The 21,184-nt window shown below is 71.8% G+C and carries 17 protein-coding genes and 2 riboswitches; of the genes, 12 read left to right on the top strand and 5 right to left on the bottom strand.

Annotation, left to right across the window (positions count from 1 at the left end; genetic code table 11):
* Nucleotides 1-10: 10 nt before the first annotated feature.
* From gcvP to gcvT, 3 genes are read right to left on the bottom strand one after another with little or no spacing between them, the layout of a single operon-like run.
* Nucleotides 11-2,926, bottom strand: coding sequence for an aminomethyl-transferring glycine dehydrogenase (gene gcvP, locus U870_RS0118020; protein ID WP_025158768.1), 2,916 nt, complete (start codon nt 2,924-2,926; stop codon nt 11-13).
* Nucleotides 2,927-2,941: 15 nt separating this feature from the next.
* Nucleotides 2,942-3,313 carry a glycine cleavage system protein GcvH gene (gene gcvH, locus U870_RS0118015; protein WP_025158767.1) on the bottom strand — a complete coding sequence of 124 codons (372 nt, stop codon included), beginning with the start codon at nt 3,311-3,313 and terminating at the stop codon, nt 2,942-2,944.
* A 2-nt stretch (nt 3,314-3,315) separates the two neighbouring features.
* On the bottom strand, nt 3,316-4,500 hold the full coding sequence (gcvT, locus tag U870_RS0118010; RefSeq protein ID WP_025158766.1) for a glycine cleavage system aminomethyltransferase GcvT: 1,185 nt from the start codon (nt 4,498-4,500) through the stop codon (nt 3,316-3,318).
* Between the two features lie 65 nt (nt 4,501-4,565).
* A riboswitch (glycine riboswitch) is annotated at nt 4,566-4,676 on the bottom strand.
* Between the two features lies 1 nt (nt 4,677).
* A riboswitch (glycine riboswitch) is annotated at nt 4,678-4,773 on the bottom strand.
* 161 nt (nt 4,774-4,934) lie between these two features.
* Between gcvT and U870_RS0118005 the strand changes: the two genes are divergently transcribed.
* The 9 genes from U870_RS0118005 (at nt 4,935) to U870_RS0117965 (ending at nt 13,728) form a co-directional block, all read left to right on the top strand.
* Nucleotides 4,935-5,660 (top strand): NUDIX hydrolase, encoded by a 726-nt coding sequence (locus U870_RS0118005; RefSeq protein WP_025158765.1) that lies wholly within the window; start codon nt 4,935-4,937, stop codon nt 5,658-5,660.
* Nucleotides 5,657-6,955: a quinolinate synthase NadA gene (nadA, locus tag U870_RS0118000; protein WP_029947817.1), complete on the top strand. Its 1,299-nt coding sequence runs from the start codon at nt 5,657-5,659 to the stop codon at nt 6,953-6,955. Before U870_RS0118005 ends, nadA begins: the two co-directional genes overlap by 4 nt.
* Nucleotide 6,956: 1 nt before the next feature.
* On the top strand, nt 6,957-8,531 hold the full coding sequence (gene nadB, locus U870_RS0117995; protein ID WP_025158763.1) for an L-aspartate oxidase: 1,575 nt from the start codon (nt 6,957-6,959) through the stop codon (nt 8,529-8,531).
* Nucleotides 8,525-9,385, top strand: a complete 861-nt coding sequence (nadC, locus tag U870_RS0117990; protein ID WP_025158762.1) for a carboxylating nicotinate-nucleotide diphosphorylase — start codon at nt 8,525-8,527, stop codon at nt 9,383-9,385. The genes nadB and nadC overlap by 7 nt, the downstream gene beginning before the upstream one ends.
* Nucleotides 9,382-10,533, top strand: coding sequence for a cysteine desulfurase family protein (locus U870_RS0117985; protein WP_025158761.1), 1,152 nt, complete (start codon nt 9,382-9,384; stop codon nt 10,531-10,533). Before nadC ends, U870_RS0117985 begins: the two co-directional genes overlap by 4 nt.
* A 133-nt stretch (nt 10,534-10,666) precedes the next feature.
* The gene (locus U870_RS0117980) at nt 10,667-12,172 is read left to right on the top strand and encodes an MDR family MFS transporter (RefSeq protein WP_025158760.1); all 1,506 of its coding nucleotides are present in this window, start codon (nt 10,667-10,669) and stop codon (nt 12,170-12,172) included.
* A gap of 119 nt (nt 12,173-12,291) precedes the next feature.
* Nucleotides 12,292-12,654: an iron chaperone gene (locus U870_RS23305; protein ID WP_162819185.1), complete on the top strand. Its 363-nt coding sequence runs from the start codon at nt 12,292-12,294 to the stop codon at nt 12,652-12,654.
* A 136-nt stretch (nt 12,655-12,790) separates the two neighbouring features.
* On the top strand, nt 12,791-13,360 hold the full coding sequence (locus U870_RS0117970) for a carboxymuconolactone decarboxylase family protein (RefSeq protein WP_025158758.1): 570 nt from the start codon (nt 12,791-12,793) through the stop codon (nt 13,358-13,360).
* Nucleotides 13,357-13,728, top strand: a complete 372-nt coding sequence (locus U870_RS0117965) for a DUF488 domain-containing protein (protein ID WP_025158757.1) — start codon at nt 13,357-13,359, stop codon at nt 13,726-13,728. The genes U870_RS0117970 and U870_RS0117965 overlap by 4 nt, the downstream gene beginning before the upstream one ends.
* Nucleotides 13,729-13,742: 14 nt before the next feature.
* Here the strand turns inward: U870_RS0117965 and aceB are convergent, their stop codons facing one another.
* Nucleotides 13,743-15,377: a malate synthase A gene (gene aceB / locus U870_RS0117960; RefSeq protein WP_025158756.1), complete on the bottom strand. Its 1,635-nt coding sequence runs from the start codon at nt 15,375-15,377 to the stop codon at nt 13,743-13,745.
* 124 nt (nt 15,378-15,501) lie between these two features.
* The gene (aceA, locus tag U870_RS0117955; RefSeq protein WP_029947814.1) at nt 15,502-16,821 is read right to left on the bottom strand and encodes an isocitrate lyase; all 1,320 of its coding nucleotides are present in this window, start codon (nt 16,819-16,821) and stop codon (nt 15,502-15,504) included.
* Between the two features lie 132 nt (nt 16,822-16,953).
* Here aceA and U870_RS0117950 point away from each other — a divergent pair, with 132 nt between their 5' ends.
* The 3 genes from U870_RS0117950 (at nt 16,954) to U870_RS0117940 (ending at nt 21,183) form a co-directional block, all read left to right on the top strand.
* Nucleotides 16,954-18,408 (top strand): helix-turn-helix transcriptional regulator, encoded by a 1,455-nt coding sequence (locus tag U870_RS0117950; RefSeq protein ID WP_240183751.1) that lies wholly within the window; start codon nt 16,954-16,956, stop codon nt 18,406-18,408.
* A gap of 206 nt (nt 18,409-18,614) precedes the next feature.
* On the top strand, nt 18,615-20,021 hold the full coding sequence (locus U870_RS0117945) for an NAD(P)/FAD-dependent oxidoreductase (RefSeq protein WP_025158753.1): 1,407 nt from the start codon (nt 18,615-18,617) through the stop codon (nt 20,019-20,021).
* 46 nt (nt 20,022-20,067) lie between these two features.
* On the top strand, nt 20,068-21,183 hold the full coding sequence (locus tag U870_RS0117940) for an ABC transporter ATP-binding protein (RefSeq protein ID WP_025158752.1): 1,116 nt from the start codon (nt 20,068-20,070) through the stop codon (nt 21,181-21,183).
* Nucleotide 21,184: the final 1 nt, after the last annotated feature.

Raw genomic sequence — 21,184 nt, 5'->3', positions numbered from 1 at the left:
ACGGCGCGGCTCAGGAGAAGGCCTCCGGCGGCGGGCAGGCGCAGAACAGGTTGCGGTCGCCGTACGCCTGGTCGATGCGGCGCACCGGCGGCCAGTACTTGCCGCGGACCAGCCCCGGCACCGGGTAGACCGCCTGTTCGCGGGTGTACGGGTGGCTCCAGTCCGCGGCGACGACCGACTCGGCGGTGTGCGGGGCCCCGCGCAGCGGGTTGTCGTCGGACGGCCAGACTCCCTCGGCCACGGCGTCGGCCTCCGCCTTGATGGCGACCATCGCCGCGACGAAGCGGTCCAGCTCGGCGAGGTCCTCGCTCTCGGTCGGCTCGACCATCAGGGTGCCGGCGACCGGGAACGACATCGTCGGCGCGTGGAAACCGTAGTCCACGAGGCGCTTGGCGACGTCGTCCACCGTCACTCCGGTCCGTTCGGTGAGCGGGCGCAGGTCGAGGATGCACTCGTGCGCCACCAGGCCGGCGTCGCCGGAGTAGAGCACCGGGAAGTGGTCGCGCAGACGTGCGGCGACGTAGTTGGCCGCCAGCACCGCGGCGCCGGTGGCGTCGCGCAGGCCGTCCGCTCCCATCATCCGCACGTACGCCCAGCTGATCGGGAGGATGCTCGGGCTGCCGTACGGCGCGGCCGAGACCGGTGCGCCGCCGTGCTCCACGCGTCCCCCGCCGGCGAGCACGTGGGTGTCGTCCTGGGCGAGCGGGTGCCCGGGGAGGAAGGGCGCGAGGTGCGCCTTCGCCGCCACCGGTCCGACGCCGGGACCGCCGCCGCCGTGCGGGATGCAGAAGGTCTTGTGCAGGTTCAGGTGGCTGACGTCGCCGCCGAAGTCGCCGAACCGGGCGTAGCCGAGCAGGGCGTTCAGGTTGGCGCCGTCGACGTAGACCTGTCCCCCGGCGTCGTGGACGGCCGAGGTGATCGCGACGACCTCGTGCTCGTAGACGCCGTGGGTCGACGGGTAGGTGATCATGAGCGCGGCGAGGGTGTCGGCGTTCTCGGCGATCTTGGCGCGCAGGTCGTCGAGGTCCACGTTGCCGAGGTCGTCGGTCGCCACCACGACGACGCGCATGCCGGCCAGCACGGCGGAGGCCGCGTTCGTGCCGTGTGCGCTCTGCGGGATGAGGCAGACGGTGCGCTGCTCGTCGCCGCGCGAGCGGTGGTAGCCGCGGATCGCCAGCAGCCCGGCGAGCTCGCCCTGGCTGCCCGCGTTCGGCTGCAGCGACACGGTGTCGTATCCCGTGACGTCGGCCAGCCAGGCCTCGAGCTGGTCGATGATCGCGAGCGAGCCCTGCACGTCCGCCGCGGGGGCGAACGGGTGCAGCGCTGCGAACTCGGGCCAGGTGACGGCCTCCATCTCGGTGGCGGCGTTGAGCTTCATGGTGCAGGAACCGAGCGGGATCATCCCGCGGTCGAGGGCGTAGTCGCGGTCCTGCAGCTGCCGCAGGTAGCGCATCATCGCGGTCTCGGAGTGGTGGCTGTTGAACACCGGGTGCGTGAGATAGGCGGAGGTGCGGGCCAGCGCGTCGTCGAAGGCGACCTCGGCCGGCAGCGCCAGCACGGGCGGCGCCTCCGTCGTCCCGCCGAGTACGTCGACCAGGTCGGCGAGCGGGAAGGCGCCGTCGCGCAGGTCGGCGGCGGTTTCTTCGTCCACGCTGAGCGAGACGAGCCCCGCGTCCGTGGCGTGCAGCAGCAGGCCGCGGTCGTGGGCCCGGGCGACGACGGTCGCGGCGTCGTCGACGACCACCTGGAGGGTGTCGAAGTACGAGCGCGAGACGACCTCCGCACCCGCCGAGCGCAGCAGGTCCGCGATGGCGGCCGTGGTCAGGTGCACCTGCCGGCCGATCGCGCGCAGCCCCTGCGGGCCGTGATAGACGGCGTACATCGCCGCCATGACGGCCAGCAGCACCTGCGCGGTGCAGATGTTGGAGGTGGCCTTCTCGCGGCGGATGTGCTGCTCACGCGTCTGCAGGGTGAGGCGGTAGGCGGGCTTGCCCGCGGCGTCCTGCGACACACCGACCAGGCGGCCGGGGAGCTGGCGCTCCAGACCCGAGCGCACGGCCATGTACCCGGCGTGCGGGCCGCCGAAGCCCATCGGGACGCCGAAGCGCTGGCTGGTGCCCACGGCGACGTCGGCGCCGAGCTCGCCCGGAGCGCGCAACTGGGTGAGCGCGAGCAGGTCGGCGGCGGCCACGACGATGGCGCCGGCCGCCTTCGCGGCGGCGATCACGGCGGAGGGGTCCCAGACCCGACCGGAGGCGCCCGGGTACTGCACGAACAGGCCGAAGGCGTCGGTCAGCTCGGGCGCGTCGGCCGGCGTCGAGGCGAGGTCGCGCACGACGAGCTCGATCCCGACGGCCTCCGCCCGGTTGCGGAGCAGGGCGAGGGTCTGCGGGAAGGTGTCCGCGTCGACGACGAAGCGCGCCGAGGCGGCCTTGGAGGCGCGGCGCGCCAGCAGCATCCCTTCGACCACGGCCGTGCCCTCGTCGAGCATCGACGCGTTGGCGGTGTCGAGGCCGGTGAGGTCGGCGACCATCGTCTGGAAGTTGATCAGCGCCTCCAGGCGGCCCTGGGAGATCTCGGGCTGGTATGGCGTGTAGGCCGTGTACCACCCGGGGTTCTCGAGCACGTTGCGCTTGATCACCGCGGGCGTGATCGTGCCGTAGTAGCCCAGCCCGATCAGCGACCGGTTGACCGTGTTGCGGGCGGCGAGCTCCCGCAACTCGCGCAGGGCGGCGCGCTCGCTCGCCGGCGAGGGCAGCGCGGGACGATACGACGGATCGACGCGGATGCCCGCGGGGACGGCCGCAGCGACGACCTCCTCGACGGAGCCGTAATCGCGGGAGTGCGCGACGCCGAGGGCGGACAGCATGGTGCGCTGCGCGTCGCCGTCGGTGCCGATGTGACGCGCCTGGAAGAGTTCAGTCATGTGCGGGGGTTCGCCTCACTCGCCCGTGAGGGCGGTGTACTCGTCGTAGCTGAGCAGGGCCGGGAGCTCGGTGAAGGAGACCTTCACCAGCCATCCCTCGCCGAACGGGTCGCTGTTGACCAGCTCGGGGGCGTCGACGACGGCGTCGTTCACCGCGGTGACGGTGCCGTCGACCGGCGCGAAGAGCTCGCCGACCGACTTGGTCGACTCGATCTCGCCGACGACGCGGCCGGCGGCGACGGCGCTGCCGACGGCCGGCAGCTCGACGAACACGACGTCGCCCAGCTTCTCGGCGGCGTAGGCCGTGATGCCCACGGTCGCGACATCGCCCTCGACGAGGAGCCACTCGTGCTCGGCGGTGTACTGGAGGTCCTGTGCTGCGGCCATGGTCAGCCGTCCTTTCGTGGGGAGGTGGTCTTGCGGCTGTAGAACGGGAGGGCGGCGACGGTGAACGGCAGGCGGGTCCCCCGTACGTCGACGTGGAGCTCGGTGCCCGGTCGGGCGTAGCGGGGCGCGACGTAGGCCATCGCGATCGGCACGCCGACGGTCGGCGAGAGCGCACCGGAGGTGACGATGCCGATCGTGGCGTCGTCGCCGTCGATGCCGGGCGCGAGCACGGGGTAGCCGGCCCGCGCCGCGCGCTTGCCCTCCCCGATCAGGCCGACGAGCACGCGGGACTCCGGGTCGGGCCCCTCCTCGCTGGCGGCGCGACCGACGAAGTCGGTCTCCTTCGCGAGGTTGACGACCCGGCCGAGCCCCGCCGAGGCGGGCTTGGTGTCGAGGCCGAGCTCGTGGCCGTAGAGCGGCATCCCGGCCTCCAGGCGCAGGGTGTCCCGGCTGGCGAGCCCGGCGGGCACCAGGCCCTGCTCGGCGCCGGCCTCCAGCAGGGCGTCCCAGAGGGTGCGCGCCTCGTCCGGCGCGAGGTACAGCTCGAAGCCGTCCTCGCCGGTGTAGCCGGTGCGGGCGATCAGCACCTGGTGCGACTCGAACTCGGCCGGGATGCTCCGGTAGTACTTGAGCGCCGCGATCCGGTCGGCGAACTCACCATCCTCCACCGTGAACCCGGGGGTGGCCAGGAGGATCGAGAGACTGGCCGGGCCCTGCACGGCGATCAGCGCGATGTCGTCGCTCTCGTCGTAGACCTCGACGTCGAACGGCGCGGTGCGGTCACGCAGCTCCTCGGCGACGATCTCGCGGTTACCGGCGTTGGCGACCACCAGGTAGCGGTCCTCGCCGGTGCGGTAGACGACCAGGTCGTCGACGATGCCGCCGGACCGGGAGAGCAGGAGCGAGTACCGCGCCTGGTCGATCGCGAGCGCCGAGAGCTTGCCGGCGAGGGCGTAGTCGAGCGCGACCCCGGCCTCCGGGCCGATCAGGACGATCTCGCCCATGTGAGAGAGGTCGAAAAGGCCGGCGGCGGTGCGCACGGCGTGGTGCTCGGCCAGATCGCTCGAGTAGCGCACGGGCATCTGCCACCCGGCGAAGTCCGTGAACGAGGCGCCCGCGGCCGCATGCGCGTCGTGGAGGGGGGAGGTGCGTCCGCTCTGCTGCGGGGTGTCGTCCTGCGAGGTCATGAGTTCTCCGATCGCCGGCCGTCGGCCGGGGGCTGAACGGAAGCGGCGAGCCGCCCCGTTGAAGAACTCCCCCTCTGTCATCCGGCCTGAGAGCTTCGCCGGCCGCGCTCGTCGTGAGCGTCGTCGGCTTTCACCTTGGGCGAGGACGGCGGTCGCCGTCCTGCTTTTCAGAGTGGCCAGTCCGATGCGGTACGCGTACCTGAGAGATTGTCGGGGAGGATTGCTCCTTCGGTGTCGCTTCGCTCGCGCGCGCGACTCTCCCGCATCGGCCTCGTCGGCCCTGTGTTCAGTTGGTCGGGGTCAGCATATCCGAGTCCGGCCCGGGTCACCTCCCGTTCACCTCGAGTTGGCGTTCTGGTCCGACTGACACTAAGATGGCTCTAGGTTAGAGTCACGATGACTTTTAGATCCCCTTCCAGCAGCCGGGAGCGGCCATGACGACGGAGCACACGAGAGCGAGCGCGATCCTCGCCGTCTCGACGGTGATCTTCGCGTTGCGCACCGACGACGAGACGGGCGGCCTCCCGCAGGTCTGGCTCCCGCTGGTCCGCCGGATCCGCGAGCCGTTCGAGGGCCACTGGGCACTTCCCGGCGGTCCGCTGCGCGGCGAGGCGGACCTCGCGTTCGAGGCCGCTCGGACCCTCAACGACACCACCGGCCTGACACCGCGCTACCTGGAGCAGCTGTACGCCTTCGGCGACACCTCCCGCTCCCCCGCCGGCGAGCGCGTCGTGTCGATCGTCTACTGGGCGCTGGTCCGCTCGGACGAGGCGGAGCGGGCGAGCGTGGGCGAGAACGTCCGCTGGTTCCCGGCCGACGATCTGCCGCCGCTGGCCTTCGATCACCGGCTCATCGTCGAGTACGCCCTCTGGCGGCTGCGGACCAAGATGGAGTACTCCCGCATCGCACACGCCTTCCTGGGCGAACGGTTCACCCTCGCCCAGCTGCGCGCCGTGCACGAGGCCGTGCTCGGCCGCGCGCTCGACCCGGCCAACTTCCGTCGCACGATCGAAGCCTCCGGCACGGTCGAGGCGACGGACGAATATCTCACCGGCACGCCCCACCGGCCCCCGCGCCTGTACCGGTACAACGACTCGATCGACCTCGCCGACGCGGGCCCCCTGCCGCGCCAGCAGTATCCATTCGGAGGAGAGAAATGACCACGATCGCCTCGGTCGACACGACCATCCAGCTCATCGCCCGCGGCGATGTCGCCGGCGAGACCTGCACGCCCGACCTCGTCGAGGCGCCGTGGACCTTCGACTCGGCTCCCCCGTCGTACGGTCCGGGCGCCTCGATGGCCGATCCCATCCCAGCGCTCACCCCGCGCCAGGGCGAGCTGCCGGAGGAGTACCGCACGGCGAGCGCCGACGAGCTGCACACCCGCATCCTCGACGCCAAGGCGGTGCTCGGCGACCGGGTCGCGGTGATGGGGCACTTCTACCAGCGCGACGAGGTCGTGCAGTTCGCCGACTTCGTGGGCGACTCCTTCCAGCTGGCCAACGCCGCCAAGGCGCGACCGGAGGCCGAGGCGATCGTCTTCTGCGGCGTGCACTTCATGGCCGAGACGGCGGACATCGTGTCGCGTCCCGACCAGCGCGTCATCCTCCCCAACCTCGCCGCCGGCTGCTCGATGGCCGACATGGCCGACCTCGATTCCGTGCAGGAGTGCTGGGAGCAGCTGGAGGAGCTCTACGGCACCGAGCCGGACGCGGACGGCCGGGTGCCGGTCATCCCGGTGACGTACATGAACTCGTCGGCGGCGCTCAAGGCGTTCTGCGGCGAGCACGGCGGCATCGTCTGCACCTCGTCCAACGCGTCCACCGTGCTCGAGTGGGCGTTCGAGCGCGGGCAGCGCGTCCTCTTCTTCCCCGACCAGCACCTCGGCCGCAACACCGCCAAGGCGATGGGCGTCCCGCTGGAGAACATGCCGCTCTGGAACCCCCGCAAGGCGTGGGGCGGGACGGACGAGCAGACCCTTCAGGACGCACGGGTGATCCTCTGGCACGGGTTCTGCTCGGTGCACAAGCGGTTCACGGTCGGCCAGATCGAGAACGCCCGCGCCGAGTTCCCCGGCGTGCGCGTGATCGTGCACCCCGAGTGCCCGATGGACGTGGTCGATGCGGCCGACGAGTACGGCTCGACCGACTACATCGTCAAGGCCATCCAAGCCGCCCCGGCCGGCTCGACGTTCGCGATCGGCACCGAGATCAACCTCGTGCAGCGCCTCGCGGCGCAGTTCACGCAGCACACGATCTTCTGCCTCGACGCGGTGGTGTGCCCGTGCTCGACCATGTACCGCATCCACCCGGGCTACCTCGCCTGGGTGCTGGAGGGCCTGGTACGCGGCGAGGTCTACAACCAGGTGACCGTGCCGGCCGACGTCGCCGAACCCGCCCGGGTCGCGCTGGAGCGGATGCTCGCCGCACGGCCGGACACCACGATGGCGGCCTGACATGGCGCGCGTGGTCGTCGTCGGCAGCGGGATCGCCGGCCTGGTCGCCGCTCTCGGCGCCGTGCGGAGCCACGACGTCGTGCTGGTCACGAAGGCCGCCCTCGCCGAGAGCAACACCCGGTACGCCCAGGGCGGGATCGCCGCCGCACTGTTTCCCGACGACAGCACCCGGGCCCATGTCGCCGACACGCTGAGCGCGGGCGCGGGCCTCGGGGTGCGTGCGGCGGTGGACGCGCTGTGCGGCGACGCCCCACCGCGCGTCCGCGAGCTGATCGCCCTCGGCGTCGCGTTCGACCGCGACGGGGACGGCCTCGCCCGCGGTCTGGAAGCGGCGCACTCCAGCGCGCGGGTGCTCCACGCCGGCGGCGACGCCACCGGCGCCGAGATCGAGCGCGCCCTCGTCGCGGCGGTGCGGGCCTCCGCCGTCGAGATCGTGGAGCACGCCTTCCTGCAGGAGATCGTCGTGCGCGACGGGGCCGCCGCCGGCGTGCTCGTGCGCACGGGCGACGACCCCGGGCGGGAGATCGTCGCCGACGCCGTCGTGCTCGCGACCGGAGGCTTCGGCCAGCTCTACGCGCACACCACCAACCCGGCCGTCGCGACCGGGGACGGAGTGGCGGCCGCCTGGCGCGCCGGTGCCGCCGTCGCCGACCTGGAGTTCGTCCAGTTCCATCCCACCGCCCTCGCGATCCCCGGCTCCTTCCTGGTGTCGGAGGCCGTGCGCGGGGAGGGGGCCGTGCTGCGCAATGCCCGCGGCGAACGGTTCATGGTCGACGTGCACCCGGATGCCGAGCTCGCGCCGCGCGACATCGTCGCCCGCGGCATCGCGATCGAGATGGCGGCCCAGGGCGGAGCCCCGGTCGTGCTCGACGCGACGGCGCTCGGTGCCGCGTTCCTCGCCCGGCGGTTCCCGACGATCGACGCCGCCTGCCGTGCGGCCGGGATCGACTGGTCCCGCGAACCGGTGCCGGTCACCCCCGCGGCGCACTACGTGATGGGCGGAGTCGCGACGGACATCGCCGGCCGCACGACGCTGCCCGGCCTCTTCGCGGTCGGCGAGGTCGCCTGCACCGGGGCGCACGGGGCGAACCGGCTGGCGTCCAACTCCCTGCTCGAAGGCCTGGTCTTCGCCCACCGGGCCGTCCAGGCGATCGGGTCGCCGTGGGAGCCCGCCCCCACCTGGCTGACGGAGGCCGCGACGGCCGCCCCGGCACCGGCCCCCGTATCGGGCGGCGCTGAAACCGACGGCGCGGTGCCGGACGGTGCCGGCGCTTCCGGTATCCGGTTCGACCGGGAGCGGCTCCGCGCCCTGATGTGGGACACCGCCGGTGTCCACCGCGACCGCGCCGGGCTCACGGCGGCGGCCGCGGAGCTGTCCGCCACGATCGACCCCGCACCGGGCGAGGATCGCGATCTGCTGCAGGTCGCCCGCCTCGTCGTCCAGGCCGCCCTGTCGCGCGAGGAATCGCGCGGCGCCCACTTCCGTTCCGACTTCCCCCTCCCCTCGGCCGGCCCGGTGCACCACACGCTCCTGGCGCCGGCCGCACACCTGCAGAAAGCCGCCGTCGCATGCTGACCCGCCAGATCATCGAGACCGTCGTCCGCGCCGCCCTGGTGGAGGACGCGCCGTGGGGCGACCTGACCAGCGAGCTGCTCATTCCCGAGACGGCATATGCCACGGCGCGTCTGGTGGCGCGCGAACCGGGCACCTTCGCCGGCGGCGAGGTCTTCGCCGCTGCGATGACCCTCACCGACCCCGCCGTCGAGGTCGTGCTCGAGCGTGCCGACGGCGAGGAGTTCAGCGCCGACGACACCCTCGCCACGGTGAGCGGACCTGCACGATCGGTCCTGCAGGGCGAGCGCGTCGCTCTCAACTTCGCCCAGCGGATGAGCGGCATCGCCACGTTCACCGCCGCCTTCGTGCGGGAGGTCGCCGGCACCTCCGCGCGCGTGGTGGACACCCGCAAGACCACGCCGGGTCTGCGCGCCTTCGAGCGCCACGCCGTGCGGGCAGGCGGCGGACACAACCACCGCTACTCCCTCTCCGACGCCGTCATGGCGAAGGACAACCATCTCGCCGTGCTCACCGCGCAGTCCGGGCTGAACGTCACCGACGCCCTGCTGGCCGTGCGCGCCCAGCTGTCGCACACGACGCACCTGGAGGTCGAGGTCGACCGGATCGACCAGATCGAGCCCGTGCTCGCCGCCGGGGTGGACACGATCATGCTCGACAACTTCACCCTGGACGAGTTGCGCGAGGGCGTCGCCCTCGTCGCCGGCCGGGCGATCGTGGAGGCGAGCGGGAACGTCAGCCTCGACACCGTCCGGGCGATCGCCGCCACCGGGGTGGACGTCATCTCGTCGGGCGCCCTCACCCACAGCGTCCGCTCGCTCGACCTCGGACTGGACGTGGTGGTCGAGGCGTCATGACCGGCGGCCTCTACCTCGATGCGGCGGCGACCTCCGCGGTCCGGCGCGAGGTGCTGGAGGCCATGTGGCCGTACCTGACCGGTGACTTCGGCAACCCGTCGAGCCATCACGCGGTCGGCGAGTCGGCGGCGCGAGCCCTCGCCGACGCGCGCGCGACCGTCGCGGCCTGGCTCGGCTGCCGTGCCTCCGAGGTCGTCTTCACCTCCGGCGGCACGGAAGCGGACAACCTCGCGATCAAGGGCATCGCGCTCGCCTCTCCCCGCGGGCGGCACATCGTGACGACGCCGATCGAGCACGAAGCGGTGCTGGAGTCGGTGGACGCCCTGGTGCGCCTCCATGGCTTCGAGGCCACCCTGGTCCCGGTCGACCGGGAGGGGCTCGTCGACCCGGACGCGTTCGCCGCCGCCCTGCGTCCCGACACCACGCTCGCGAGCGTGATGCTCGCCAACAACGAGGTCGGCACGGTGCAGCCGATCGCCCGGCTGTCCGCGCTCGCCCACGAGCACCGGATCCCGTTCCACACCGACGCGGTCCAGGCGGCCGGCTGGCTGCCGCTCGACGTCCACGAGCTGGGCGTCGACGCGCTGAGCGTCTCGGGCCACAAGATCGGGGCGCCCAAGGGCATCGGCGCGCTCTTCGTGCGGGGCCGCATCCCGCTGGAGCCCGTGCTGCACGGTGGCGGCCAGGAGCGCGGCCGGCGCTCGGGCACCGAGAACGTGGCCGGAGCCGTCGCGCTCGCGACGGCCGCCCGGCTCGCCGTCGAGGGCCGCGAGACCAACGCCGCCGCCGCGACGGCCGCCCGGGACGCCTTCGTCGCGGCTGTGCTGGACGCCGCCCCGGGTGCGCAGCTCAGCGGCCATCCGCAGCAGCGCCTGCCGGGCACGGCCTCGTTCGTCTTCCCGGGCACCAACGGCGAGGCCGTCCTCCTGGAGCTGGAACGCCACGGCGTCGTCTCCTCCAGCGGCTCCGCGTGCGCCGCGGGAAGCGAGGACGCCTCCCACGTGCTCCTCGCGCTCGGCTACCCGGAGGACCTCGCCCGCACCGCGGTCCGCTTCTCCTGGGGGCCGGAGGTCGGCGCCACCGAGCTCGCCGCCGTCGCCCCGGCGGTCGGCGCGGCCGTCCGCGCGGTCCAGTCGCTGGGCCGCTGACCGGACCGCGCCCGACGGCGCCGATCTATTCCCGGTTTCGCGGTCAGTGAACGGCGCGATCGTTTACCCGTTCGAAACCCCCGCTGTCGCCGGTCGTCGGTACTGTTGACCGGTGACTGAGCAGACCTCACCTGTGCCCGCCGTCCTCGCCGGATCCGCCGCCGCGAACGACGCCACCGTCGAGGGCGCCGCCGCCGCGGACGCCACCCGGATCGAACGCCGCAACAACCGGGTGATCTGGCTGCTGCTCGCCGCCACGTTCGTGGTCATCCTCAACGAGACGATCATGACGGTCGCCATCCCGAAGCTGATGGACGACCTGAACATCGACGCGCTCGCCGCCCAGTGGCTGTCGACGGCGTTCATGCTCACGATGGCGATCGTGATCCCGATCACCGGCTTCCTGCTGCAGCGGTTCACGACGCGGGCGATGTTCATCACCGCCATGTCGCTGTTCTCCCTCGGCACCCTGACCGCGGCGCTCGCCCCCGGCTTCGCCGTGCTCGTCGGCGCCCGCGTCATCCAGGCCTCCGGAACGGCCATGATGCTCCCGCTGCTCATGACGACGCTCATGACGCTGGTGCCGCCGGCCAAGCGCGGCCGCACCATGGGCAACGTCTCGATCGTGATCTCGGTCGCGCCGGCCATCGGCCCCACCATCTCCGGTTTCATCCTCAACTACCTCGCCTGGCGCTGGATCTTCCTGATCGTGCTGCCGATCGCTCTGATCATGCTCCTGATCGGCATGCGCTTCGTCGAGAACGTGACCGAGACCGAGAAGGTGCGCATCGACGTCCTCTCCGTCGTGCTCTCGGCGCTCGGCTTCGGCGGGCTGGTCTACGGGCTGACCCTCTCCGGCGAATCGGGAGGCGCGTCGGGAGGCGCCGGTCCGGCGCTCTGGATCTCGCTCGCCATCGGCGTGGTCGGACTGACCACCTTCATCGTGCGCCAGCTGATCCTGCAGCGGCGCGACCGTGCGCTGCTCGACCTGCGCACGTTCCGCTCCCCCGTGTTCACCGTCTCGATCGTGTTGATGGCGATCAGCACGGCGGCGATGTTCGGCGTGATCATCGTGCTGCCGCTCTACCTCCAGCACGTGCTGCATCTGGACACCCTGTCGACGGGCCTGCTCCTGCTGCCCGGCGGACTGGTGATGGGACTGGCCGCGCCGTTCGTCGGCCGGCTCTACGACCGGTTCGGGCCGCGGGTGCTCGTCGTTCCCGGCTCCATCCTCGTGAGCCTCGCGCTCTGGTCGCTCACCCTGGTGAGCGAGCACACGCCGGTCGGGCTCGTCCTCGCCGCGCACGTCGTGATGAGCCTGGGGCTCGCCCTGATGTTCACACCGCTGTTCACCGCGGGTCTCGGCGCGGTCCCTCCGCACCTCTACTCGCACGGCAGCGCGATCGTCGGCACCGTGCAGCAGGTCGGCGGCGCCGCCGGGACCGCTCTGCTGGTCGCCGTGCTGTCCGCGCAGACGGCGGCGCTCACGGCAGGTGGCGCGCCCCTCGACGTCGCGACCGCCGGCGGCATCAAGGTGGCGTTCCTCGCCGCGGCGATCATCTCGCTGTTCGCCGTGGTCGGCTCCTTCTTCATCAGCAAACCCGCCGACTCCGTCTCCGACGGCGCCTTCGCCCACTGACACGTCGCAACACGCAGACGCCGCAACCCTGAGACGTCACAACACGCCCTTTTCCGCGCCGAAACGTCACGGAAAAGGGCGTGTTGCGACCGCTCACGCCGCGGGACTAGGGTCGCGGCATGGCGCGAGGTGTGGAAGCGGACACGGTCGAGGAGTACCTCGAGCGCATCGGCGAGCCGTTCGGCGCCGCGCTCCGGACCGTCCGCGACCGGATCCTCGCGATCGTCCCCGACGTCGAACAGGTCATCAGCTACCGCGTCCCGATCCTCCGGCTGAACGGCACGGGACTGGTCGGCCTCTCCGCGACGGCGAAGGACTGCAGCCTCCTGCTGATGAGCCCGTCTGCCGCCGCCGAGCTGGCCGGGACGCTGACCGAGGGCAGCATCACCGGCGCGACCCTGCACTTCCCGCCCGCGGTGCCCCTGAGCGCGGAGACGCTGCGGACGGTGCTCGCCGTGCGGCTGCGCGAACTCGGCGCCTGACCCCGCCGAAGTTCACGTCGTTGCCGTCATTCGGGCCGAATGAGCGCAACGACGTGAACCTCGGCCGTTCCGCACTGGCCGGGATGGGCGACGGATGGCATCATGGGCGCGTCGGGGGCGTCACGAGGAGGCAGCCGTGTCCATCATCCAGACCACCGAACCGGGCGAGGCGACCGGAGACGTCGCCGCGATCTATGCGCACGACCAGCGCGATGTCGGCTACGTTCCCGAGCACACCCGGGTGATGGCCGTGAATCCGGAGGCGTACGTGGCGTGGGAGCAGCTGGTGCGCGCGATCGTCGCGCAGCTCGGCGTGCGCCGGTACGAACTGGTCACGCTGGCCGCGGCCCAGGGCGCGCACTCCGAGCATTGCCGTCTCGCGCACGGGCGCAAGACGCTGACGCTCATCCCGGAGGACGAGCTGGAAGCCATCGCCCGCGACTACCGCCACGCCGATCTGAGCGAGGCCGACGTCGCGATGATGGAGTACGCGGAGAAGATCAGCACGGATTCCGCCGGCATGACCGACGCCGACAGCCTGCGATTGCGCGAGCTGGGCTTCACCGACCGGGAGATCGTCGACATCACGCTCGCCGCCGCGGCCCGCAACTACTTCAGCCGGGCGATCCAGGCACTGGGGGTGGCGGTCGACGTCCCGCCCGGGCTCAGCGACCGGTTGCGCGGAGCCCTGCTGGCTCCCCTGTGACCGCGGCTTCGGATCAGGCCGGCGCCTTCCGGGTGCGCCGCGTCTACGACGCACCCTCCCGCGATGACGGCTTCCGCGTGCTCGTCGACCGGCTGTGGCCGCGCGGCCTCTCGAAGGAACGCGCGGAACTCGACCTGTGGCTGAAGGACGTGGCGCCGTCGACCGCGCTGCGGCAATGGTTCCACCAGGGGAATCCGCCGTTCGAGGAGTTCCGCGCCCGGTACGAGGCCGAGCTCGCCGACAATCCCGCCGTGGCGCAGCTGCGCGAGCTCGCCCGCGAGCACCCCGTCGTCACCCTGCTGGTCGGCGCTCGCGACGCGCACAACCACGGGGTGGTGCTCGAAGGAGTCCTCGAGCACCACCCCTGAGTGGCGCGGCGCCGTCAGCCCGCGAGCGCCAGCCGCTCGGGCTCCGGAGCGTCCACGAGGTGGCGGGCGTAGGCCGGGATGGTGAGGAAGGTCGGGAACTCCTCACCGAGGGAGACCTCGCGCAGGATGCCGGCGGCCTCCTCGTAGCGGTCGTCGCCCTCCGGGGTGCGCAACCGGCCGAGCTCCTCGGCGAGGATCCGCTCGACGAGTGCCCGGTCGACCGGGGTGCCCTCCTGGGTCGTGACCCGGTTGTCGATCCACTGGCGCAGCAGGGAGCGGGAGATCTCGGCTGTCGCCGCATCCTCCATCAGCCCGTCGATGGCGACCGCGCCGGTGCCGCCCAGCCAGGCCTCGATGTAGCGGAGGGCGACGGAGACGTTCGAGCGCACTCCGGCGTCGGTGACCGTGCTGTCGGCGGTCGTCACATCGAGCAGGTCGTCCGCCGTGACGTGCACGTCGGGACGCTGCCGCTCCAGCTGGTTCGGCTTTTCGCCCAACACAGCGTCGAACTCGGCCAGGGCCGTCGGGATGAGGTCCGGGTGGGCGACCCAGGTGCCGTCGAAGCCGTCGCCGGCCTCGCGCCGCTTGTCGTCGGCGACCTTGGCGAGCGCCCGCTCGGTGGCCTCCGGGTCGCGGCGGTTCGGGATGAACGCGCTCATGCCGCCGATGGCGTGCGCGCCGCGCTTGTGGCAAGTCGCGACGAGCAGCTCGGTGTAGGCGCGCATGAACGGGACGGTCATCGTGATCCGGTCCCGGTCGCCGAACGCGAACCGGCGGCCGCGGCCGAGGAAGGTCTTGATGATCGAGAAGATGTAGTCCCAGCGGCCGGCGTTCAGCCCGGCGCAATGGTCGCGCAGCTCGTAGAGGATCTCCTCCATCTCGAAGGCGGCCGGGATCGTCTCGATCAGCACGGTCGCACGGACGGTGCCGACGGGCATCCCGATGCGCTGCTGCGCGAAGACGAAGATGTCGTTCCAGAGCCGCGCCTCGCGATGCGACTCGAGCTTCGGCAGGTAGAAGTACGGGCCCCGGCCGCCGTCGACGAGCGCCTGGGCGTTGTGCCAGAAGTACAGGCCGAAATCGGTCAGGGAGGCGCTCGCGGGGGCGGTGCGCCCGGCGCGGTCGGTGAAGGCGAGGTGCTTCTCCACCAGGTGCCAGCCCCGCGGGCGCATGACGATGGTGGGCGTGTGCTCGAGCGGGGTGGTGACGCGGTACTCCCTGCCGTCCGGGCTCGTGAACTCCAGCTCGCCGCGCACGGCGTCGCGCAGGGTGCGCTGACCGCCGACGACGTTGGTCCACGTCGGGCTCGTGGCGTCCTCCTGGTCGGCGAGCCACACGCGGGCCCCGGAGTTGAGCGCGTTGATCGCCATCTTCGGGTCGGTCGGACCGGTGATCTCCACGCGGCGGTCGTCGAGGCCGGGGCCGGCCCCGGCGACGCGCCAGTCCGGGTCCTCGCGGATGGCGGCCGTCGCGCTCAGGAACCGCGGGTCGCGGCCGTTGCCGGCCTCGCCGCGGTGCCGCTGGCGCTCGGCGAGCAGTTCCTGCCGGCGAGCGGCGAACGCCTGGTGCAGGTGGTCGAGGAAGCTCAGGGCTTCCGGGGTCAGGATGTCGTCCGAGCCGGGAACGGTCGGACCGGTGATCTCGATCATGGTCGTGTCTCCTTGGTCAGTCCCCCGCCGCCCGCCATCCGTTCCGGAGTTGTGTACGCCTTGTACCGCGTGTCGGCGTACCGAACTCCGGAAGCGATGGCTGGGGAGGTGGGGGGTTGGGGGGTCAGAACTGGTGCTGTTCGGTGGATCCCACGAGGGCGAGGGTGGCGCTGTCGGGGTTGAGCGCGGTCGCGACGCGGTCGAAGTAGCCGGTGCCGACCTCCCGCTGGTGGCGGGTGGCGGTGTAGCCGTCGGCCTCGGAGGCGAACTCGGCCTCCTGGAGGTCGACGTAGGCGCTCATCTGCCGCGACGCGTAGTCGCGGGCGAGCGTGTACATCGAGTGGTTGAGGGCGTGGAAGCCGGCCAGCGTGATGAACTGGAAGGCGTATCCCATCGCCGCGAGCTCCCGCTGGAAGCGCGCGATCGTCTCGTCGTCGAGGTGCGAGCGCCAGTTGAACGACGGCGAGCAGTTGTAGGCGAGCTTCTTGCCCGGGTGCTCGGCGTGCACCGCCTCGGCGAAGCGGCGCGCCAGCTCCAGGTCGGGCTCGGCCGACTCCACCCAGAGGAGGTCGGCGTACGGCGCGTACGCCAGCCCGCGGGCGATCACGGGGTCGATGCCGTTCGTCACCTCGTAGAAGCCCTCCGCGGTGCGGGTGCCGGTGAGGAAGGGACGGTCGCGCTCATCGTGGTCGCTCGTCAGCAGCGTCGCGGCGAGCGAGTCCGTGCGGGCGATGACGATGGTGGGGACGCCCGCGACATCGGCGGCGAGCCGTGCGGCGTTGAGCGTGCGGATGTGCTGCCCGGTCGGGACGAGCACCTTGCCGCCCATGTGCCCGCACTTCTTCTCGCTCGCGAGCTGGTCCTCCCAGTGCACGCCCGCGGCGCCGGCCTGGATCATCCCGTGCATCAGCTCGTACGCGTTGAGCGGTCCGCCGAACCCGGCCTCCGCGTCGGCGACGATCGGCGCCATCCAGTCGGACACGGCGCCGTCGACGCCCTCGACCTGCCCCGCCCGCAGCAGCGCGTTGTTGATGCGGCGCACGACGGCGGGGACGGAGTTGGCCGGGTACAGGCTCTGGTCGGGGTAGGTCTGGCCGGAGAGGTTCGCGTCGGCCGCGACCTGCCAGCCGGAGAGATAGACGGCCTCGAGCCCGGCGCGCACCTGCTGCACGGCCTGGTTGCCGGTCAACGCGCCCAGGGCGGCGACCCACCGCGCGTCGGGACCGCTGCCGTCGCGCTGGATCAGCTCCCAGAGCCGCTCGGCACCGCGGCGGGCGAGCGTCTGCTCCTCGCGGACGGGACCGCGCAGGGCGACGACATCGGCGGCGGTGTAGTCGCGGCGGATGCCGGACCAGCGCGGGTCGGCGTCCCATTCCAGTTGCAGCGCGGCGGCGGTCTGCGTCGTGTCGCCGGGGCGGTGCTCGGGGTGGTCTGCGGTGCTCATCGTGACCTCCATCGGTCGGATCGGTTGAGACGATCCTGCGACCGCCACGATCGGTCTCGATCGGATCCGTCGACAGAAATCCGGCGGTTCTTCTGTTTGCCAGAACTTCGCAGCGGTGTCACCATGGCCTGCATGACAGACACGGTCGACGACGACCTGGCGGCGGACGCGCTCACCCTCGGGCGGCGCATCCGCGCGGCACGCACGCGACGCGGGATGACGCTGGAGGCTCTGGCCGCGGCGATCGACCGCGCGCCCTCGCAGGTCTCCACCATCGAGAACGGCAACCGCGAGCCGCGCCTGCCGCAGCTGCGCGCCATCGCCTCGGCGCTCGGCGTCACGGTCGACGACCTCCTCGCACCGGAGGCGCCGGACGAGCGGGCGGCGCTCGAGATCGCCGTGGAGCGGGCGCAGCGCGGCACCGTGTTCGGCGCCCTCGGGATCGACCCGGTGCGTGTGTCCAAAGCCGTCCCCGACGCCACCCTCCGGGCGATCCTGGCGCTGCACCAGGAGGTGGAGCGCCTACACCGGGAGCGCGCCGCCACCCCGGAGGAGGCGCGCCGGGCGAATGCCGAACTGCGCGCGACGATGCGCGCGCGCGACAACTATTTCGCGGAGCTCGAGGCGATCGCCGCCGAGCTGCTCGCCGCCGTCGGCCACACCGGTGGGCCGGTCTCGCAGCGGACCGTTGCCGAGATGGCCGACCATCTCGGCTTCTCCCTGCACTACGTGGCGGACCTGCCGCACTCCACCCGCTCGGTGACCGACAAACGCAACGGCCGCATCTACCTGCCGACCGAGCAGTCGGCCTCCCGCGACTCCCGCTCACCGATCCTGCAGGCGTTCGCCTCGCAACTGCTCGGGCACGACGAACCCGGAAACTACGCCGAATTTCTGCGGCAGCGCATCGAGACCAACTACCTGACCGCCGCCCTGCTGCTGCCCGAGAAGGACGCCGTGGCCGTCCTCACCGAGGCCAAGAACTTCCGTCGCCTCTCGATGGAGGATCTGCGCGACGCGTTCGCCGTCTCGTACGAGACCGCCGCGCACCGCTTCACCAACCTCGCGACCGCACGTCTGGGCATCCCGGTGCACTTCATGAAGGTGCACGAGTCGGGCACCATCATCAAGGCGTACGAGAACGACTCGGTCGCCTTCCCCTCCGACGCGCTCGGCGCCATCGAGGGCACGCCGGTCTGCCGCAGCTGGACCGCTCGCACCGTGTTCGACGTGGAGGATCGGTTCAGCCCGTATTACCAGTACACGGACACCCCGCGCGGGACGTACTGGTGCACCTCCCGCATCGAGAAGGCCAAGGAGGGCGACTACTCCGTCAGCGTGGGGGTCCCGTTCGCCCACGTGAAGTGGTTCCGCGGCCGGGAGACCCCGCATCGCGCGGTGTCGCGTTGCCCGGACGAGAGCTGCTGCCGCCGCCCCTCCGGAACGCTCGCGGAGCGGTGGGAAGGCCAGGCCTGGCCGGCCGCCCGCACACCGACGTCCCTGCTCGCCGCCCTGCCGACGGGGACGTTCCCCGGCGTGGACTCGACCGAGGTCTACGACTTCCTGGAGCGGCACGCCCCGGCGTGAGCAGCTTCCCTCCCGGGTCGCATCCTGTCGCTCGGGCGCCCGCAGAGCGACAGGATGCGACCCCCGGCAGGTGGGCGGCCACCGAGCGCTCGCGAGGCCATCGGACGAAATGCATGGAATAGCGGCCGATTCGGTACGGAATCCGTCGACGTGGCCCATGGGCAGGGGGCAGAATGTCACAAACCCGGCAGAGAGGCGCGTGTGACGTGGGCAGTACCGTATTCGAACGAAGCCGACCGGACGCGTCGGTGGTGCGGCACGCGCTCGCGGGCACCCGGCAGGCGGTGTTCTGGCTCGAGGACGCTCCCGGCGATTCCTACCCCACGCTCTCTGGAGACCTCTCGTGCGACCTCGCGGTCGTCGGCGGCGGATACTCCGGGCTGTGGACGGCGCTCCTCGCCAAGCGCGAGAACCCGGCGGCCCGGGTGGTGCTGCTGGAAGCGCGCCGGATCGGCTGGGCGGCCTCCGGACGCAACGGCGGCTTCTGCGAGGCCAGCCTGACCCACGGCGACGACAACGGCCTCAACCGCTTCCCGCAGGAGTTCGACCAGCTCCAGCGGCTCGGGATGCAGAACCTCGACGAGATCGAGGCCACCATCGCGGAGCTCGGGCTCGACGCCGACTTCGAGCGCAACGGCGCCATCGATCTCGCCACCGAACCGCACCAGGTGGAGTGGCTACGGGAGGCCGCCGACGGCGAGCACGCCGTCTTCCTCGACACCGAGGCGGTGCGCGCCGAGGTCCACTCCCCCAGCTACCTGGCCGGCCTCCTGCGCACCGCCGACTCATCGCTGGTGCATCCGGCGAAGCTCGCCCGCGCGCTGGCCCGGGCCTGCACCGACCTCGGGGTCGAGATCTTCGAGCACTCGCCGGTGGAGAGCATCGGCGACGGAACCACCCTCGAGACCCCCGGCGGCATCGTCCGTGCGGAGCGCACCGCGCTGGCGACCAACGTCTTCCCGAGCCTGCTGAAGCGCAACCGGCTGCAGACGGTGCCGGTGTACGACTACGTGCTGATGACCGAGCCGCTGTCGGATGCCCAGCTCGCCTCCATCGGCTGGAGCGGGCGGCAGGGCCTCGGTGACTCGGCCAACCAGTTCCACTACTACCGGCTCTCGGCGGACAACCGCATCCTGTTCGGCGGCTACGACGCGATCTACCACTACGGCGGACGGGTGCGCGAGGAGTACGAGAACCGTCCCGAGACCTTCTCCCGCCTCGCGAGCCACTTCTTCACCACCTTCCCGCAGTTGGAGGGGGTGCGGTTCACGAACAAGTGGGCCGGCGCGATCGACACCTGCAGCCGGTTCTGCGCCTTCTTCGGATCCGCTCGCGGCGGCCGGGTCGCCTACGCGACGGGCTACACCGGGCTCGGCGTCGCCGCGACGCATTTCGGTGCGCAGGTCATGCTCGACCTGCTCGCCGGCCGCCGCACAGAGCGCACCGAGCTCGCGATGGTGAAGAGCCGACCGCTGCCCTTCCCCCCCGAGCCCGCGGCCTCCCTCGGCATCAACCTGACCCGGCTGTCGCTGGACCGCGCGGATCACAACGACGGCAAGCGCAACCTGTTCCTGAAGACCCTGGATGCGGTGGGGCTCGGCTTCGACAGCTGAGCACCTCGCCCACCGCCTCCGCCCGACCACGAGGAGAACACCGACGATGACGTCCACCCCACCGGCCTCCGACGGCTCCGTGCAGCTGCGCGGGGTCACCAAGCTGTTCGGATCGCAGACCGCGGTCGACCACATCGACCTGGACGTGCGCAGCGGGGAGTTCATCTCGCTCCTGGGGCCGTCCGGCTGCGGCAAGACCACCCTGCTGCGCATGATCGCCGGGTTCGAACATCCCGACGCGGGCGACATCGCGGTCGGCGGGACGAGCGTCATCGACACGCCACCGCACAAGCGACCGGTCAACACGGTCTTCCAGTCCTACGCGCTGTTCCCGCACATGACCGTCGCCGAGAACGTCGCCTACGGCCTGCGGCAGAAGCGGGTGCCGCGCTCGGAGATCGCCGAACGGGTGCGGGACGCCCTGGAGCTCTCCCGGATGGGATCCTTCGCCGACCGGAGCCCGCAGAAGCTCTCCGGCGGCCAGCAGCAGCGTGTCGCCCTGGCTCGCGCGCTCGTCAATCGGCCGCGGGTGCTGCTGCTGGACGAGCCGATGTCCGCCCTCGACCGCAAGCTGCGCGAGGAGATGCAGATCGAGCTGAAGCTGTTGCAGCGCCAGCTCGGCATCACCTTCGTGTTCGTGACCCACGACCAGCAGGAGGCGCTCTCGATGAGCGACCGCATCGTCGTGATGCAGGGCGGCGCCGTGCAGCAGATCGGGTCGACGGAGGCGGTGTACCTGTCCCCCGCGAACGCGTTCGTCGCCGGCTTCATCGGCAAGCAGAACTTCATCGAGGCGACCGTGCAGCCGGACGCCTCGCTGCACGCCGCCGACGGCCGGGTGGGCTCGGCGGCCGGGTCGGACGCCCGCAGCGGCGACCGGGTGCGGGTCGCCGTCCGCGCCGAGGCCGTCACCGTCGGCCGGGAACGACCCGACGGCACGGCCGTGCAGGGGACCCTCGCCGGCATCTCCTTCCTCGGCGATGTGATCCAGTACGTGGTCGTGACCGCGGCCGGGGTCGAACTGCTCTCGCGGCGACCGCCGAGCCAGGTGGAGCAGCTGAGCACCGGAGACCCGGTGTGGTGCGGCTGGGCCGACGGCGACCTGCACGTCTTCCCCGCCGACGCCGCGGCCGGTGCGGACACCGACGCCGAGGCCGCCTGAG

Source organism: Leifsonia aquatica H1aii (genome assembly GCF_000633535.1).
Classification (GTDB): Bacteria; Actinomycetota; Actinomycetes; order Actinomycetales; family Microbacteriaceae; genus Leifsonia; species Leifsonia aquatica_A.
Note: the sequence above shows the minus strand (reverse complement) of the source record. Positions and strands in the feature narration are given on the sequence as shown.